This is a genomic window from Pantoea alhagi, from assembly GCF_002101395.1.
GTDB lineage: Bacteria > Pseudomonadota > Gammaproteobacteria > Enterobacterales > Enterobacteriaceae > Mixta > Mixta alhagi.
This window is the reverse complement of record NZ_CP019706.1, coordinates 283,989-299,619: the sequence shown is the minus strand read 5'-3', so window position 1 is coordinate 299,619 and position 15,631 is coordinate 283,989. Positions and strand designations below refer to the sequence as shown.

15 protein-coding genes are annotated in these 15,631 nt (G+C 53.6%); 1 reads left to right on the top strand and 14 read right to left on the bottom strand.

The genetic code is table 11. From position 1 onward, the window contains the following. Position 1: 1 nt before the first annotated feature. From rsfS to leuS, 5 genes are all read right to left on the bottom strand, one after another. Positions 2-319, bottom strand: coding sequence for a ribosome silencing factor (gene rsfS, locus B1H58_RS01395; RefSeq protein ID WP_085067631.1), 318 nt, complete (start codon positions 317-319; stop codon positions 2-4). A 213-nt stretch (positions 320-532) separates the two neighbouring features. Then, positions 533-1,177: a nicotinate-nucleotide adenylyltransferase gene (gene nadD, locus B1H58_RS01390; protein WP_085067630.1), complete on the bottom strand. Its 645-nt coding sequence runs from the start codon at positions 1,175-1,177 to the stop codon at positions 533-535. Then, the gene (gene holA, locus B1H58_RS01385) at positions 1,178-2,209 is read right to left on the bottom strand and encodes a DNA polymerase III subunit delta (RefSeq protein WP_085067629.1); all 1,032 of its coding nucleotides are present in this window, start codon (positions 2,207-2,209) and stop codon (positions 1,178-1,180) included. After that, the gene (gene lptE / locus B1H58_RS01380) at positions 2,206-2,808 is read right to left on the bottom strand and encodes an LPS assembly lipoprotein LptE (protein ID WP_085067628.1); all 603 of its coding nucleotides are present in this window, start codon (positions 2,806-2,808) and stop codon (positions 2,206-2,208) included. Before lptE ends, holA begins: the two co-directional genes overlap by 4 nt. A gap of 14 nt (positions 2,809-2,822) precedes the next feature. Then, on the bottom strand, positions 2,823-5,405 hold the full coding sequence (leuS, locus tag B1H58_RS01375) for a leucine--tRNA ligase (protein WP_085067627.1): 2,583 nt from the start codon (positions 5,403-5,405) through the stop codon (positions 2,823-2,825). A gap of 288 nt (positions 5,406-5,693) precedes the next feature. Between leuS and B1H58_RS01370 the strand changes: the two genes are divergently transcribed. Next, the gene (locus tag B1H58_RS01370; RefSeq protein WP_085067626.1) at positions 5,694-6,176 is read left to right on the top strand and encodes a zinc ribbon-containing protein; all 483 of its coding nucleotides are present in this window, start codon (positions 5,694-5,696) and stop codon (positions 6,174-6,176) included. Between the two features lie 47 nt (positions 6,177-6,223). Here the strand turns inward: B1H58_RS01370 and B1H58_RS01365 are convergent, their stop codons facing one another. The 9 genes from B1H58_RS01365 to miaB all read right to left on the bottom strand — a co-directional run bounded on the left by B1H58_RS01365 (position 6,224) and on the right by miaB (position 15,491). After that, positions 6,224-6,949, bottom strand: a complete 726-nt coding sequence (locus B1H58_RS01365) for an amino acid ABC transporter ATP-binding protein (protein ID WP_085067625.1) — start codon at positions 6,947-6,949, stop codon at positions 6,224-6,226. Then, positions 6,950-7,627, bottom strand: a complete 678-nt coding sequence (gene gltK, locus B1H58_RS01360; RefSeq protein WP_085067624.1) for a glutamate/aspartate ABC transporter permease GltK — start codon at positions 7,625-7,627, stop codon at positions 6,950-6,952. After that, positions 7,627-8,367: an amino acid ABC transporter permease gene (locus B1H58_RS01355; RefSeq protein ID WP_085067623.1), complete on the bottom strand. Its 741-nt coding sequence runs from the start codon at positions 8,365-8,367 to the stop codon at positions 7,627-7,629. The genes gltK and B1H58_RS01355 overlap by 1 nt, the downstream gene beginning before the upstream one ends. A 154-nt stretch (positions 8,368-8,521) precedes the next feature. Then, positions 8,522-9,418 (bottom strand): glutamate/aspartate ABC transporter substrate-binding protein, encoded by an 897-nt coding sequence (locus tag B1H58_RS01350; protein ID WP_085067622.1) that lies wholly within the window; start codon positions 9,416-9,418, stop codon positions 8,522-8,524. A gap of 384 nt (positions 9,419-9,802) precedes the next feature. Further along, positions 9,803-11,335: an apolipoprotein N-acyltransferase gene (lnt, locus tag B1H58_RS01345; protein ID WP_085067621.1), complete on the bottom strand. Its 1,533-nt coding sequence runs from the start codon at positions 11,333-11,335 to the stop codon at positions 9,803-9,805. 44 nt (positions 11,336-11,379) lie between these two features. Then, the gene (corC, locus tag B1H58_RS01340) at positions 11,380-12,258 is read right to left on the bottom strand and encodes a CNNM family magnesium/cobalt transport protein CorC (protein ID WP_085067620.1); all 879 of its coding nucleotides are present in this window, start codon (positions 12,256-12,258) and stop codon (positions 11,380-11,382) included. Positions 12,259-12,335: 77 nt separating this feature from the next. Then, positions 12,336-12,809: an rRNA maturation RNase YbeY gene (ybeY, locus tag B1H58_RS01335; protein ID WP_085067619.1), complete on the bottom strand. Its 474-nt coding sequence runs from the start codon at positions 12,807-12,809 to the stop codon at positions 12,336-12,338. Further along, positions 12,806-13,858 (bottom strand): PhoH family protein, encoded by a 1,053-nt coding sequence (locus tag B1H58_RS01330; RefSeq protein ID WP_085067618.1) that lies wholly within the window; start codon positions 13,856-13,858, stop codon positions 12,806-12,808. Before B1H58_RS01330 ends, ybeY begins: the two co-directional genes overlap by 4 nt. Before the next feature lie 208 nt (positions 13,859-14,066). Then, positions 14,067-15,491: a tRNA (N6-isopentenyl adenosine(37)-C2)-methylthiotransferase MiaB gene (miaB, locus tag B1H58_RS01325; protein WP_085067617.1), complete on the bottom strand. Its 1,425-nt coding sequence runs from the start codon at positions 15,489-15,491 to the stop codon at positions 14,067-14,069. Positions 15,492-15,631 lie beyond the last annotated feature (140 nt).

Here is a 15,631-nt window from a genome sequence, read left to right as displayed (position 1 = left end):
CTTAACTCCAGAGCTTTTCCAGCTCATACAGGTGACGACTCTCTTCCTGCATGACGTGAACAATAATTTCACCGAGGTCGACTACCACCCAGTCGGCAACGTTTTTCCCTTCCACGCCAAGCGGGATCAGGCCCGCAGCGCGGGACTCTTCCATAACGTGATCGGCAATAGACATCACGTGACGGGAAGAGGTGCCGGTACAGATGATCATACAATCGGTAATGCTGGATTTGCCCTGCACGTTGATAGCAATAATGTCCTGACCTTTCAGATCATCAATCTTATCAATAACGAAATCTTGGAGTTCTTTACCTTGCAAAAGGTTCACCTTTTAAGCGTTTCTGTTGTCTGTCAAACGCGCTTTGCGGCGCCTGAAAAATTGAGCGGCGCAGTATAACATGCGCTTATCAAGGGCGATATATACTCGTCATACTTCAAGTTGCATGCGCGTTGGCATGACTCGCTCACCCCAGTCACTTACTGGTGTAAGCTCCCGGGGGCTTCCTGCGTCGCTGCCTTCCTGCAACTCGAATTATTTAGTGTATAAGCCCTGATGATTGATATAGTCGATAACCGCGGGCGGAAGCAAATCTTCACAGGAGAGCCCCTGATGACGACGGCGACGAATATCGGTAGCGGAAACCGGCACCAGCGGCGTATCCGCCAGCCAAATCAGGCCGGCAGGCTGCTGATGTAAAGCTGAGGCGTCTGCTGTCTGATGCTGCTCAAGCCACTCCTGAAGCGCTGGCGTCGGCATCGCGCGAGCGTAGCCTGGGCGCTGGCAAACCAGCAGATGACAAAGATCCATTAGCTGTTGCCAGCGATGCCATTTATGCAGGCTAAGCAGTGAGTCCTGACCAATGATAAAGGCCAGCGGCTGATGCGTCCCGCGTTCAGCGCGTAGCTGCTCCAGCGTTTCCACCGTATAGGAAGGGGTCTGACGTTCCAGCTCGCGCGTATCAAGGTTAAACAACGGACGATCGGCAATCGCCAGCCTGACCATTGCAACGCGTTGCGCGGCGCTGGCTTCAGGCTGAGGGCGATGCGGCGGGACATTATTCGGCAGCAGCGTAACCTGATGTAAACTGACCTCCTGCGCCAGTGCCTGAACGGTTTTCAGATGGCCGTAATGGATTGGATCAAAGGTGCCGCCAAAGAGCGCATGCAGAGAAGCCATTTAAAATTCGCCTAATTCCGCAGGAAGGGCTTTATTACACAGCAGCAGCGAGAGGGTTTCTATCTCCGGCCACAGCCGCTGGCCGTAATCCTGTTTAAGAGTGATTTCCAGGCGCGTTAACAGCTGAATAGCCTGACGGATCTGCACTAACGTCAGGCGTTGCAGCGCTTCGCTGAACAGAGCGCGACGATTTTGCCATACGCGATGCTGATCGAACAGGGTTCGCAGCGGAACATTGCTCTGCTGGCGCTGTAGCGTCAACAGCAGCAGCAATTCACGCTGCAAGGTACGAATTAAAATCACCGGTTCACTTTCTTCGGCGGCAAGCTGCCGAAGAATATGCAGGGCGCGTTTACTTTTCCCCGCCAGCAATGCATCAACCCAGTGAAAAGGCGTAAAGTGCGCCGCATCGCTGACCGCCTGCTCCACACGCGGCAGCGTGAGTTTGCCGTCCGGCCAGAGCAGTGATAAACGTTCCAGAGCCTGCGCCAGCGCCAGCAGATTCCCTTCATAGCAGTAGCACAGCAGCTGACAGGCAGCTTCATCCAAATCCAGCTGCATGCTTTTGGCACGCGCGGCAACCCAGCGCGGAAGCTGGGCATGCTCAGGCGTTGCGCAGGGCACCAGCACCGCCTGGGCGCTGAGTGATTTAAACCAGGCGCTGTTTTCCTGCGCTTTGGTCAGCCTGTTGCCGATAATAATGGGCAGAATATCGTCATGCAGCAGCGTACTTAACTTTTCCAGCTGGCTGGCCATCGCTGCGTTGGGACCATTTTCCGGCAGCGTTAAGGTCAGCGTCTGGCGACTGGCAAACAGGCTCATCGCCTGACAGTTGCTAAATACGCTGTCCCAGTCGGTCTGGTTATCCAGCACCACGCTGAAATGTTCAATAAACCCCTGCTGCTGCGCACTGGCCTTGATGACATCATGGCTCTCCTGCAGCAGCAGCGGTTCATTGCCCATTAGCAGATAACAGGCACGCAGCCCCTCATGGAGCTGCGTGCGGAGTTGCTCAGGGTAAATCCTGATCATTGCAGGCTGGTAGCCGAAGAGGAGGAGACTTCCGGTGAATCTTCACCCGGTGCCAGCACATCGGGTGACGGCAGCGTCTCTTTATCATTTAGCTGGGCAGTGTGTACTGTCAGCAGCTTACGGACCAGTTGCTCCGCGACACGCTGACGCATCTCATCACGGATGATGATTTGCTCGGCATCTTTCGCCAGCGCTGCCAGCGGGTTATCCACGAATGAGCGATAAGTCGTTGCGCTGATCGGGTAGATCCCCTTGCCAGGAATAACCACCTGAGCGCTGACGGTCATTACCATGGAATACTCCGCCGTGACGCCGTTCTGGAACACCGATGCCGTATCCTGACCCTGACGTTCTGCTGCCAGGCGCAGGGTAGGCAGATCGGTGCGGGTGCCCGCGTTCTCTGCTTCTACAATCGTAATGTTATTCAGGCGTAGCTGCTGACGCACCGTGCGCGCTAACGGACCATAGGGATCGCTGCTTTGCAATACCAGGGTACGCAGCTCATGCGGCACCTGAGTAGTGCTGCGCAGATGGAAGCCGCAGCCGGCGGTAACCAGTACCGCCAGGCCAAGTAAAAAGGTAAAAATCGGATGTCGCACAGTTCCTCCTGAACTTAACCTACCACCAGGTTAAGCAGTTTGCCCGGGACGTAAATCACTTTACGAATGGTGACGCCGTCCAGGTATTTCGCTACCAGATGCTCCTGCGCAGCCAGCGCCTGAACCTGCTCCTGAGTCGCATCCGCCGGCACGGTAATTTTACCGCGCACTTTGCCATTAACCTGTACCACTACCAGCACTGAATCTTCCACCATAGCGGCTTCATCGGCTACCGGCCACGGCGCATTGTCAATTTCGCCTTCGCCACCCAGCGCCTGCCACAGTGTGAAGCTGGCGTGCGGAGTGAAAGGATAGAGCATACGCACTACGGCCAGCAGCGCTTCCTGCAGCAGGGCGCGATCCTGATCGCTTTCCTGCGGTGCGCGCGCCAGTTTGTTCATCAGTTCCATAATCGCCGCAATGGCGGTGTTGAAGGTCTGACGGCGGCCAATATCATCAGAAACTTTAGCGATGGTTTTATGCAGATCGCGACGCAGCGCTTTCTGGTCATCGTTAAGGCTGTTGATATCCAGCGCTACGGTAGCCCCTTTCTGGCTGTGTTCGTAAGCCAGCTTCCATACGCGTTTCAGGAAACGGTTAGCGCCTTCAACGCCTGATTCCTGCCACTCCAGTGTCATCTCTGCCGGTGAAGCGAACATCATAAACAGGCGAACAGTATCAGCGCCGTAACGTTCTACCATCAGCTGCGGGTCAATACCGTTATTTTTCGATTTTGACATTTTGCTCATGCCCGCGTAGATCACTTCGCGGCCTGAGGCGTCGGTCGCCTTAACAATACGCCCTTTCTCATCGCGTTCAACGGTGACCTCTACCGGAGAAACCCAGTTACGCTCGCCGTTTTCGCCCAGATAATAGAAGGCGTCCGCTAACACCATGCCCTGGCACAGCAGGCGTTTGGCCGGTTCGTCAGAGGTGACCATGCCCGCATCACGCAGCAGCTTATGGAAGAAGCGGAAATACATCAGATGCATGATTGCGTGTTCAATGCCGCCGATATATTGATCCACCGGCAGCCAGTAGTTAGCCGCAGCAGGATCGAGCATGCCCTGATCGTAGTCGGGACAGGTGTAACGCGCGTAATACCAGGAAGATTCCATAAAGGTATCGAAGGTGTCAGTTTCACGCAGCGCTGGCTGGCCGTTAACGGTGGTTTTTGCCCACTCCGGGTCTGCCTTAATCGGGCTGGTAATGCCATCCATAACCACATCTTCCGGCAGGATAACCGGCAGCTGATCTTCTGGCGTTGGCATTACCGTGCCATCTTCTAGGGTGACCATCGGGATCGGCGCGCCCCAGTAACGTTGACGAGAAACGCCCCAGTCGCGCAGACGATAGTTAACTTTACGTACGCCCACGCCTTTTTCTGCGAGGCGGTCAGCGATGGCGTTGAATCCCGCTTCATGGCTAAGACCGTCAAACTCAGCCGAATTAAACAGCGTGCCTTTGTCGGTCATGGCGGCTGCACTGACGTCTGGCTCGCTGCCGTCGAGATTCAGCACCACCGGTTTAATCGGCAGGTCATATTTTGTGGCGAATTCCCAGTCGCGCTGATCGTGAGCGGGAACAGCCATTACCGCACCGGTGCCATACTCCATCAGTACGAAGTTAGCGACCCAAACCGGCACTTTTTCACCGCTCAGCGGATGAATCGCGAACAGGCCGGTCGCCATGCCTTTTTTCTCCATGGTAGCCATTTCAGCTTCCGCTACCTTGGTATTACGGCACTCGGCAATGAAATCAGCCAGCGCCGGATTATTCACCGCCGCCTGAGTGGCCAGTGGATGACCTGCGGCTACCGCCACATAGGTTGCGCCCATAAAGGTATCGGGACGCGTGGTATACACGGTGACTTTCTCTTCGCTGCCGTCCACATCGAAGGTGATTTCCACTCCTTCAGAACGCCCGATCCAGTTACGCTGCATGGTTTTAACCTGTTCCGGCCAGTCTTCCAGCTTGTCCAGGTCGTTCAGCAACTCGTCGGCATAGTCAGTGATTTTAATAAACCACTGTGGGATCTCTTTACGCTCAACTTTGGTATCGCAGCGCCAGCAGCAGCCATCAATAACCTGCTCATTTGCCAGCACGGTTTGGTCGTTGGGGCACCAGTTAACCGCTGAAGTTTTTTTATAAACCAGGCCTTTTTCATACAGCCTGGTGAAAAACCACTGTTCCCAGCGATAATATTCTGGCTGACAGGTAGCCAGTTCACGGCTCCAGTCATAGCCAAAGCCCAGCAGTTTCAGCTGGTTTTTCATATATTCGATATTGGAATAGGTCCAGGGCGCCGGCGCGGTTTTGTTTTTTACCGCGGCGCCTTCCGCAGGCAGACCGAAAGCATCCCAGCCGATCGGCTGCAGTACGTTTTTACCCAGCATACGCTGGTAACGGGCAATCACATCGCCAATGGTGTAGTTGCGCACATGGCCCATATGAAGGCGACCAGAAGGATAGGGCAGCATTGAGAGGCAGTAATATTTCTCTTTGCCTTCTTCTTCGGTCACTTTGAAGGTCTGTTGTTGATCCCAGTGTTGTTGAACATGGGATTCGATCTCTTCCGGGCGGTATTGCTCTTGCATGGCAGCCTGTGGTCCTTTATGAATAGCGCGAAGCCTGAACTGTGTAGATAAGATCCGCATAGCATAGCCGATAAGGCTTTGCTGCAACAACACCTGACGGCAACCGGCAGGCCATTTCTCTACAAGCTGGAAGCATGCCTGCAGAATTTGCTGCGAATCGCGGCACAGGCGGAGTAAATCCGCGATAAGCGCTAGAATTAATGACAACCCCGCTACACAGAGTGCTGACCAACCCAATGCGCGGAGGGCGCAGGCTCGTAGTCATCAATCGCGATAACAGGAGAATATATGAATAAGGTGGCGCAGCATTATCAGCAATTGATCTCTTCGCTCAGCGAACGTTTAACCCAGGGGGAACGCGATATCGATGGAATGGTAGAGCGTGCCAGGCAGCAGCTTATGATGAACAGCGATCTGTCACGTAACGAGGTAAACGAAGTCACGCGAGCGGTACGGCGAGACCTGGAGGAGTTTGCCCGCAGCTATCATGAAAATGAAAGTGACCCGACAGACAGCGTTTTTATGCGTGTCATTCGTGAAAGCGTATGGAAAGAGCTGGCTGATATCACCGATAAAAGCCAGCTGGAGTGGCGTGAGATTTTCCAGGATTTGAATCACCATGGCGTTTATCAGAGCGGCGAAGTAGTGGGGCTGGGTAATCTGGTTTGTGAAAAGTGCCACTTTACCCGGGCGATCTATACGCCAGAGACGCTGACGCTTTGCCCTGAGTGCGGGCATGACCATTTCCAGCGCCAGCCTTTTACGCCCTGAACCTGATGCTTTTGCGCAGCAGGGTAGCCAGCAGGCTGCCCTGAAGATCAATGCAGGATTTTTGCCAGAAAGTCTTTAGCGCGATCGGAGCGCGGATCGGCAAAAAAGGCCTCTTTCTGAGTATCCTCAATAATTTTGCCCTCATCCATAAAGATGACCCGGTGCGCCACTTTACGGGCGAAGCCCATTTCATGGGTCACCACCATCATCGTCATGCCTTCATGGGCCAGCTCCACCATCACATCCAGCACTTCGTTAATCATTTCAGGATCGAGCGCCGAGGTGGGCTCGTCAAACAGCATGGCGACCGGATCCATACAGAGCGCGCGCGCAATGGCTACGCGCTGCTGCTGCCCGCCGGAGAGCTGAGCAGGGAATTTATTGGCATGCGCGGAGAGCCCTACGCGCGCCAGCAGTTTCTGGCCTTTGTCGCGCGCCTCTTCTTTGTTGCGCTTTAGTACTTTAATCTGCGCCAGCGTCAGGTTTTCCAGAATGCTGAGATGAGGAAAGAGCTCAAAGTGCTGGAATACCATCCCGACTTTAGAACGCAGCTGGGCCAGATTGGTTTTTTTATTGTTCAGCTGGATGCCATTGACCTCAATGGTGCCCTGCTGAATGGGTTCCAGCCCGTTTACGGTTTTGATCAGCGTCGATTTGCCGGAGCCGGAAGGGCCGCACACTACCACCACTTCGCCTTTATTAACCTGGGTTGAACAATCGGTCAGCACCTGAAAGTGACCATACCACTTCGAAACGTTTTTCAGGGTAATCATTTAAACCGTCCTTTTTCTTTTTAGATAGCTGACCAGCATTGACGCGCTAATACTGATAACGAAATAAACCAGACCGGCAAACAGGATCATCTCTACCTGAGTACCGTCACGCTCGCCAATCGACGTGGCGGTGCGGAAAAAGTCAGCCAGACTTAACACATAAACCAGCGAGGTGTCCTGAAACAGTACAATGCCCTGCGTCAGCAGCAGTGGCACCATGGCGCGAAACGCCTGCGGCAGAATAATTAGCCGCATGGTCTGAAGCGGCGTCATGCCGAGCGCCAGCCCTGCGCTGGACTGACCGCGAGAAATACTTTGAATACCGGCGCGGATGATTTCTGAATAGTAGGCCGCTTCAAACAGCGAAAAGGCCACCATAGCTGAAATCAGGCGAATATCGGTTTTGGGCGAGAGCCCCAGGACCTGCTGTAAAAAGCTGGGCACCACCAGATAAAACCACAGCAGTACCATTACCAGCGGCACGGAGCGGAACAGGTTCACATACAGGTTGGCAAACCAGCTGATCGGTTTAAAAGTAGAGAGGCGCATTACCGCCAGCAGAGTGCCCCAGAGAATGCCAAATACCACTGCCGTCACGGTGATTTTCAGGGTAATGACCAGGCCGTTAATCAGGTAAGGCAGGCTGGGGATAATCGAAGCCCAGTCAAATTCGTACATCATTTACTCCCCATATTGCCGGGCAAACGCACCTTGCGCTCTACAAGGCCCATTAACAGCATGATCACCAGATTAATGCCGATGTAGGCGAGCGTGATGGCGGTAAAAGATTCATAGGCGTGGGCGGAATAGTCCAGCAGCTTGCCCGCCTGCGCTGCCATGTCCACCAGGCCAATAGTGGAGGCGATAGCGGAGTTTTTTACCAGGTTCAGCATTTCAGAGGTCATCGGCGGTACGATCACGCGATAAGCGTTAGGCAGCAGCACATAACGATAGGTTTGCGGCAGCGTTAATCCCATCGCCAGGCCAGCGCTCTGTTGCCCACGCGGCAGCGACTGAATCGCTGCGCGCACCTGTTCACAAACGCGTGCGGCAGTAAAAAGCCCAAGACAAATCGTTGAGGAGAGAAAAAACTGCAGGTTAGGATCGAGTTCGGCCTTAAACCACATCCCTAAATCTTCACCCACCAGTTCCGGTGCCACTAGATACCAAAAAAAGAACTGAACGATTAAAGGAATATTACGGAACAGCTCAACATAGCAGGTGCCAATTGCTGACAGCAGACGGTTGGGGGCCGTACGCAAAATGCCAAAAAAAGAGCCAACGAAAAAGGCGATAATCCAGGCGCATAACGAAACGGTGACCGTGGTTTGCAATCCTGACCACAGCCAGCCGAGATAGGTGGTGTTTCCAAACGGGGCCTGTTCAAAGAAAATGCCCCAGTTCCAGTCAATACCCATAACAAACTCCGGTAAAAAAGGGTAGCTAAGCTACCCTGAAGATTGATGAGAGGCTTCTGTGGAACGTGAGCCGGGGAACGACCGATTCACGCTGTCTGTCCGAGCCTGTTTTCAGCAATCGAATGGGCGACGCATCACCCTGTTTTCATTGTAATTAATTCAACGCCTTGTCGTTTGGCGTTTTAAACAGCGTTTTCATATCTTCAGAAAGCGCAAAGTTCATATTGAGATTTTTCGGTGGGATAGGCTGTTTAAACCAGGTATCAAACCACTTTTCCGCCTGACCGGAGGTTTGCGCCTTCGCAATGGTTTCATCGACCAGCGCTTTAAACGCCGGATCGTCTTTGCGCAGCATACAGCCGTAAGCCTCTTTCGACTGCGGCGTGCCGACAATTTCCCAGTTATCCGGCTTTTTGGCTTTGGCGCGTTCACCCGCCAGCAGTGCGTCATCCATCATAAAGGCCACGGCGCGGCCGGTTTCCAGCGTGCGGAAGGAGTCACCGTGATCTTTGGCGCTAATAATGCGCATCTCCAGTTTTTTCTCATCGTTGAGCTTATGCAGCAACACCTCTGAAGTGGTGCCCGATGTCACAACCACGGTTTTGCCTTTCAGATCGGTGAAATCTTTAATCGGGCTGCCTTTTTTAACCAGCAGGCGCGTACCGATAATAAAGACCGTATTGGAGAAGGCGGCCTGTTTCTGGCGCTCCAGGTTATTAGTGGTGGAGCCGCACTCGAAATCGTAGGTGCCGTTTTGCAGCAGAGGAATACGGTTTTGCGACGTCACCGGCAACATTTTGACCTGCAGATCGGGCTTATTCAGTTTGGTCTTAATGGCATCGACGATGGCGTTAGAATAAGCCTGAGAGTAACCAACCACTTTCTGTTGGTTATCGTAATATGAAAAGGGAACGGAAGACTCACGATGCCCGACAACAATCACGCCGTTATCATTAATTTTTTTCAGCGTGCCGGTGAGTTCTTCGGCCTGGGCTGCGCCTGCTGCTGCACTGAGCAACAGGAGAGACAGTGCCACTTTGCGCATCTGCATGTTCCAACTCCTTCATGTTTTTGGCACCTAATTCAGGGACCGAGATAGGTTATTAATGCCTGCCGCTTTTCTTTTGGTTCCAGAACGGGTTCTGAATAATTCTTAACATAGCGGAATGTTAACGTAATGAAACAGAAAAGTTTGTTTTTTGCGAAGTCCGCCGCACCAAATTAATGCATTTCTGCTTCTCTGCGCCAAAGGGGAGCGCTGGCTGACCCTGCATGGTGCAAAAGCTGACGGCCCGTAGGCGTGAGAGCAGAAAGCACGATTTCGCTATCAAACTAATGCAAAGCCTGTGCCAGTGAGGGTAGGAAAAATAGATGTCGTTTTGATGAAAGAAGAGCAGAGGGGAAAACAGGCGAAGCATGGGCTTCGCCTGGAAAGTTAGCGGCGAGAGCGGCGCGCCGTAAAAATTGCAGCCAGAGTAAACAGCAGCGTTATCAACCAGACGGTAAGATTGCCGGTGCGTGCGTAAGGCGTCAGACCGGTTGTCGGCGTGACCTTCGCTTCCAGAACCTGGCGAGTAAACTGTGGAATAATGTGCTGCACTTCGCCATCAGCGCCGACAACGGCAGTTACACCGTTATTGGTGCTGCGTAATAGCGGACGACCAAGCTCCAGCGCGCGCATGCGCGCCATCTGGAAGTGTTGCCACGGGCCGATAGAATGACCAAACCAGGCATCATTCGAGACCGTTAGCAGAAAATCGGTTTGCGCAGTGAAGTTATCCCTGACCTGCTGGCCCAGCACAATTTCATAGCAGATAGCGGTGGTCAGGTTATAGCCCGCCGCCTGTAGCTGAGGCTGTAGATAGTCGCCACGGCTGAAAGAGGACATTGGCAAATCAAAGAAGGGAGCCAGCGGACGCAGCAACGACTCCAGCGGCACAAATTCACCAAAAGGCACCAGATGATTTTTCTGGTAGCGATTGCCGCCGTAATAGTTGTAGGGCTCTTTCCCGCCCAGCACGATCACCGAGTTATAATCGTGATAGCGGTTGCCTTCCAGGCGTGAATCCACAATACCGGTAATCAGCGTACTGCCACCCGCCTGCAGGGCATCATCAAGCTGGTGTAAAAAGGGTTGCTGGTTAACTTCCAGATCGGAAACGGCGGATTCCGGCCAGATGATAATCGGCGCTTTGCCCATATAGTGACGCACGCTGTCGCTGTAAATGCGCAGCGTATTACGCAGCTGTTCCGGATCCCATTTCAGCGACTGCGGTATGTTTCCCTGCACCAGCGCAACGTTTACCGCTCGCGCTGGCTGCGCCTGGTACCAGCTAATATAACGCAACGGCCAGGGCAGCAGCAGCAGTGCCAACGCCGCCAGCGCTGGCCACAGACGTCGCTGCATTAATGCGTAAACTGCCAGCCCGGCGATAATCATCAGCAGGAAGGTGACGCCTTCTACGCCCGCCAGCGGAGCCAGCCCTTTTAGCGGACCGTCAATTTGACTGTAGCCGAACTGTAGCCACGGAAAACCGGTCAGGATCCAGCCGCGCAAGAACTCACTGACCTGCCAGGCAACCGGTGCCAGCAATACCAGCCTTAACAGGCTCGCTTGTGGACTAAGACGATTTACCACTGCGGCAAACAGCAGCGGATAGAGCGCCAGATAAGCAGCCAGCAGAATAACCAACAGAACATTGACCGGGCCAGGCATGCCGCCAAAAGTTGCGATGCTGACGTATACCCAGTTTATGCCGCTGCCGAACAGGCCAAAGCCCCAGGCGAAGCCGATAGCGGCAGCCTGCGGCGTGGTACGTTGTAAGGTCAGCGCCTGTAAGCCGATCAGCGAAAGCAGCGCGGCAGGCCAGAAATCATACGGGGAAAAAGCCAGGGTGCCGACGGCACCGGCACCTAAAGCCAGCAGCAGGCGAACCTGCTGACGGGCGTAAACAGAGGCAATAGCCATAAATGTGTTATTCATCCGGAATCAGGCAATAGCCCTACAAAGCGTTATTCATCCAGCACAGGCAGCGGAGCGTTTTCCGGTATCCTTACATGCACCTGAATGATACGACGGCTGTCTGCCATCGCGACTTTAAACTGATAGCCTTCAATGTCGATGCTTTCACCACGCGCCGGCAGATGGCCAAACGCCTGCATCACCAGACCGCCAATAGTATCGACCTCTTCATCGCTAAACTGCGTGGCAAAGGCTTCATTGAAGTCTTCAATCGGCGTCAGCGCACGAATGGTATAGGCGTGACGACTAAGCTGACGAATATCACGATCTTCTTCATCATCATATTCATCTTCAATTTCACCCACGATCAGCTCAAGAATATCTTCAATGGTCACCAGGCCGGAAACACCGCCAAACTCATCGATCACGATCGCCATATGATAGCGCTGAGAACGAAACTCTTTCAGCATGCGGTCCACGCGCTTACTTTCCGGCACGACAACGGCTGGACGCAGCACCTTTTCCATGCTGAACGGCTCTGATCCACTGCTCATAAACGGCAGTAAATCTTTTGCCATCAGGATCCCTTCGACATGATCTTTATCTTCGCTAATCACCGGGAAGCGGGAATGGGCAGACTCAACGATGACCTGCAGACACTCTTCCAGGCTTTGATTGCGCTTCAGCGTAATCATTTGCGAGCGGGGGATCATGATATCGCGGACGCGCTGCTCAGCGATATCCATGACGCCTTCCAGCATGTCACGCGTATCCTGATCGATCAGTTCGTTCTGTTCGGAATCACGAATGAGTTCCAACAGTTCTTCACGGTTTTTAGGCTCACCATGAAAAAGCTGGTTGAGAATGAGGGAAAAAAAGCCCTTTTTACTACTGGGACTGTCGCTGTTTTGTGAATGGTCGTCGCTCATGGCGTTCTGGTATGGGTCTCTCTTTATGAGGATCGGCCTGCCAGCCTTTGCCGGCAGGATTTAACAACAGGCACCCTTTACGGTGCCTCTTTCTCCGAAATGTACGGATCGGGATAACCAAGAGCAAGCATTATCTCAGTCTCCAGCGATTCCATCTCTTCGGCTTCATCATCTTCGATATGATCGTAACCCAGCAAGTGCAGGGTGCCATGAATAACCATGTGCGCCCAGTGCGCCTCCAGCGCTTTCTCTTGCTCGGCGGCTTCCTGCTCGACAACCTGACGGCAAATCACCAGATCGCCCAGCAGCGGCAACTCTATACCGGGTGGCGCTTCAAAAGGGAAAGAGAGCACGTTAGTCGGCTTATCCTTACCGCGCCAGGTCAGGTTAAGATCGTGGCTTTCCGCTTCGTCCACCACACGAATGGTGACTTCGCTTTCGGGCTGAAACTGCAGCAGCACCGCTTCCAGCCAGCGACGGAAATCCGTTTCGCCCGGCAGGCCGCTGGCCTGTTCGCAAGCCAGCTGTAAATCGAGAATAACCTGACTCATTTCTGTTCCTGTGCTGCTGCCTGCGCTTCGCGCTTACGTTCTTCGGCCAGTTTATCACGACGCTTCTGATCGGCCTCTTCCCAGGCCTCATAGGCCGTTACGATACGGGCGACAACCGGATGGCGTACCACGTCTTCGCTGTGGAAGAAGTTAAAGCTGATCTCTTCAACGTTTGACAGCACCTCGATCGCATGGCGCAGGCCTGATTTGGCGTTGCGCGGCAGGTCGATCTGGGTAATGTCGCCGGTAATAACCGCTCTGGAGTTAAAACCGATACGGGTCAGAAACATCTTCATCTGCTCGATGGTGGTGTTCTGACTTTCGTCGAGAATGATAAACGCATCATTCAGGGTACGGCCACGCATATAGGCCAGCGGGGCAACCTCAATCACGTTACGCTCTATCAGCTTTTCTACGCGCTCAAAGCCCAGCATCTCGAACAGCGCGTCATAAAGCGGGCGCAGATAGGGATCGACCTTCTGGCTTAAATCACCGGGCAGAAAGCCCAGCTTTTCCCCCGCTTCGACGGCCGGACGCGTCAGCAGAATACGGCGTATTTCCTGGCGCTCCAGGGCATCAACCGCAGCAGCCACCGCCAGATAGGTTTTACCCGTACCCGCCGGGCCTACGCCGAAGGTGATGTCATGGTCGAGGATGTTAGCAATATACTGCGCCTGATTCGGCGTACGTGGCTTAATAACGCCGCGTTTGGTTTTGATGTTTACCGCTTTGCCATATTCAGGGACGCTTTCCGCCGTCTGTTCCAGCACGCGGCTCTCTTTAATCGCCAGATGGATCTGTTCCGGCTCGATGTCCGGGATAACGCCGCGTACCGGCGCGGTATCCACGTACAGGTTACGCAGGATATCCACTGCGGCATTCACACAGAGCGCGCGTCCGACCAGCTTAAAGCTGTGATCGCGATGGCTGATTTCAATGCCCAGCCGACGCTCCAGCTGCTTCACGTTATCATCAAACGGACCACACAGGCTCTGCAACCGATTATTATCGGCGGGTTCTAATTCTATTTCGCGTGTTTCGATATTCAAACTAATCCTTTGGGTCGCTCAGGGCCAGGTTGATAATTAACAGGGACTTGCCGCCTGAAATACAGGCGAACCATAGCAGAAGTATTTATGGCATGACCAAAAGGCGCAAGCTGTAAAGCCGATATTTGGGCATTGCTTTCAGAAAGCAAGTGCAATGAGGTGAAATTGTGCGGTGGGCAAGCGCTGCCCACCGTTGAATGACATCATATCAGGGCTGGAAAATGGCCACGCCAATTTCATTTTCTTTACGGGTACGCGCAATGACGGAAGCCGGGCTTTCTGCAACGCGCAGGCCCATCTCTTCCTCGGTACGAACCACCACGCCACGCAGAGAGTTAGTATAGACGTCTACGATTTCCACATCGACGAACTTGCCGATCATCTCCGGCGTGCCTTCAAAGTTCACCACGCGGTTGTTTTCCGTACGGCCTGAAAGCTCCATCACATTTTTACGTGACGGTCCTTCAACCAGAATGCGCTGCACGGTGCCCATCATGCGACGACTCCATGCCATCGCCTGCTGGTTAATGCGATCCTGCAGGATATAGAGACGCTGCTTTTTCTCTTCTTCGCTGACATCGTCCGGCAGATCGGCAGCCGGCGTGCCGGGACGCGCAGAATAGATAAAGCTGAAGCTCATATCGAAGTTAACGTCGGCGATCAGCTTCATGGTTTTTTCAAAGTCTTCCTGCGTTTCGCCAGGGAAGCCGATGATAAAGTCAGAGCTGATTTGAATATCCGGACGCGCTTCCCGCAGCTTGCGGATAATCGCTTTATATTCCAGCGCCGTATGGGCACGTTTCATCAGGGTCAGGATACGGTCAGCGCCGCTCTGCACCGGCAGATGCAGAAAGCTCACCAGCTCCGGCGTATCGCGGTAAACATCGATAATATCGTCGGTGAATTCGATCGGATGGCTGGTGGTAAAACGAATGCGATCGATACCGTCAATCGCCGCCACCAGACGCAGCAGTTCAGCAAAAGAGCAGATGCCGCCGTCGAAAGCAGGGCCGCGATAAGCGTTAACGTTCTGGCCCAGCAGGTTCACTTCACGAACGCCCTGAGCGGCGAGCTGGGCAATTTCCAGCAGAATATCATCGCAGGGACGGCTAACTTCCTCACCGCGCGTATAAGGCACCACGCAGAAAGTACAGTATTTGTTGCAGCCTTCCATAATGGAAACAAACGCCGTCGGGCCTTCAGCGCGCGGCTCCGGCAGGCGGTCAAATTTCTCAATTTCCGGGAAACTGATATCCACCACCGGGCTTTTCGAGCCGCGCACGGTATTGATCATTTCCGGCAGGCGATGCAGCGTTTGCGGGCCGAAGACAATATCGACATAGCTGGCGCGCTGACGAATATGGTCACCTTCCTGCGAGGCGACGCAGCCACCCACGCCAATAATCAATTCAGGATTACGCTCTTTCAGCGTCTTCCAGCGGCCCAGCTGATGAAAGACTTTCTCCTGTGCTTTTTCGCGGATAGAGCAGGTATTAAGCAGCAGAATATCAGCTTCTTCCGCCACTTCCGTGAGGGTATAGCCGTGCGTACTCTCCAGCAGGTCGGCCATTTTAGATGAATCGTATTCGTTCATCTGACAGCCCCAGGTTTTGATATGCAGTTTTTTACTCATCTAACGTGCCATTTATCAGTGCAGGAAGGATTGCAGGGCGCGTATTGTAATGCTTTGCTGCTGTTGTGACCAGTGTATCGGCTTTTCTGTTTTCTGCAGAATTTCCGGTACACTTTAACTTAACGGGCTCGCGGACCTGT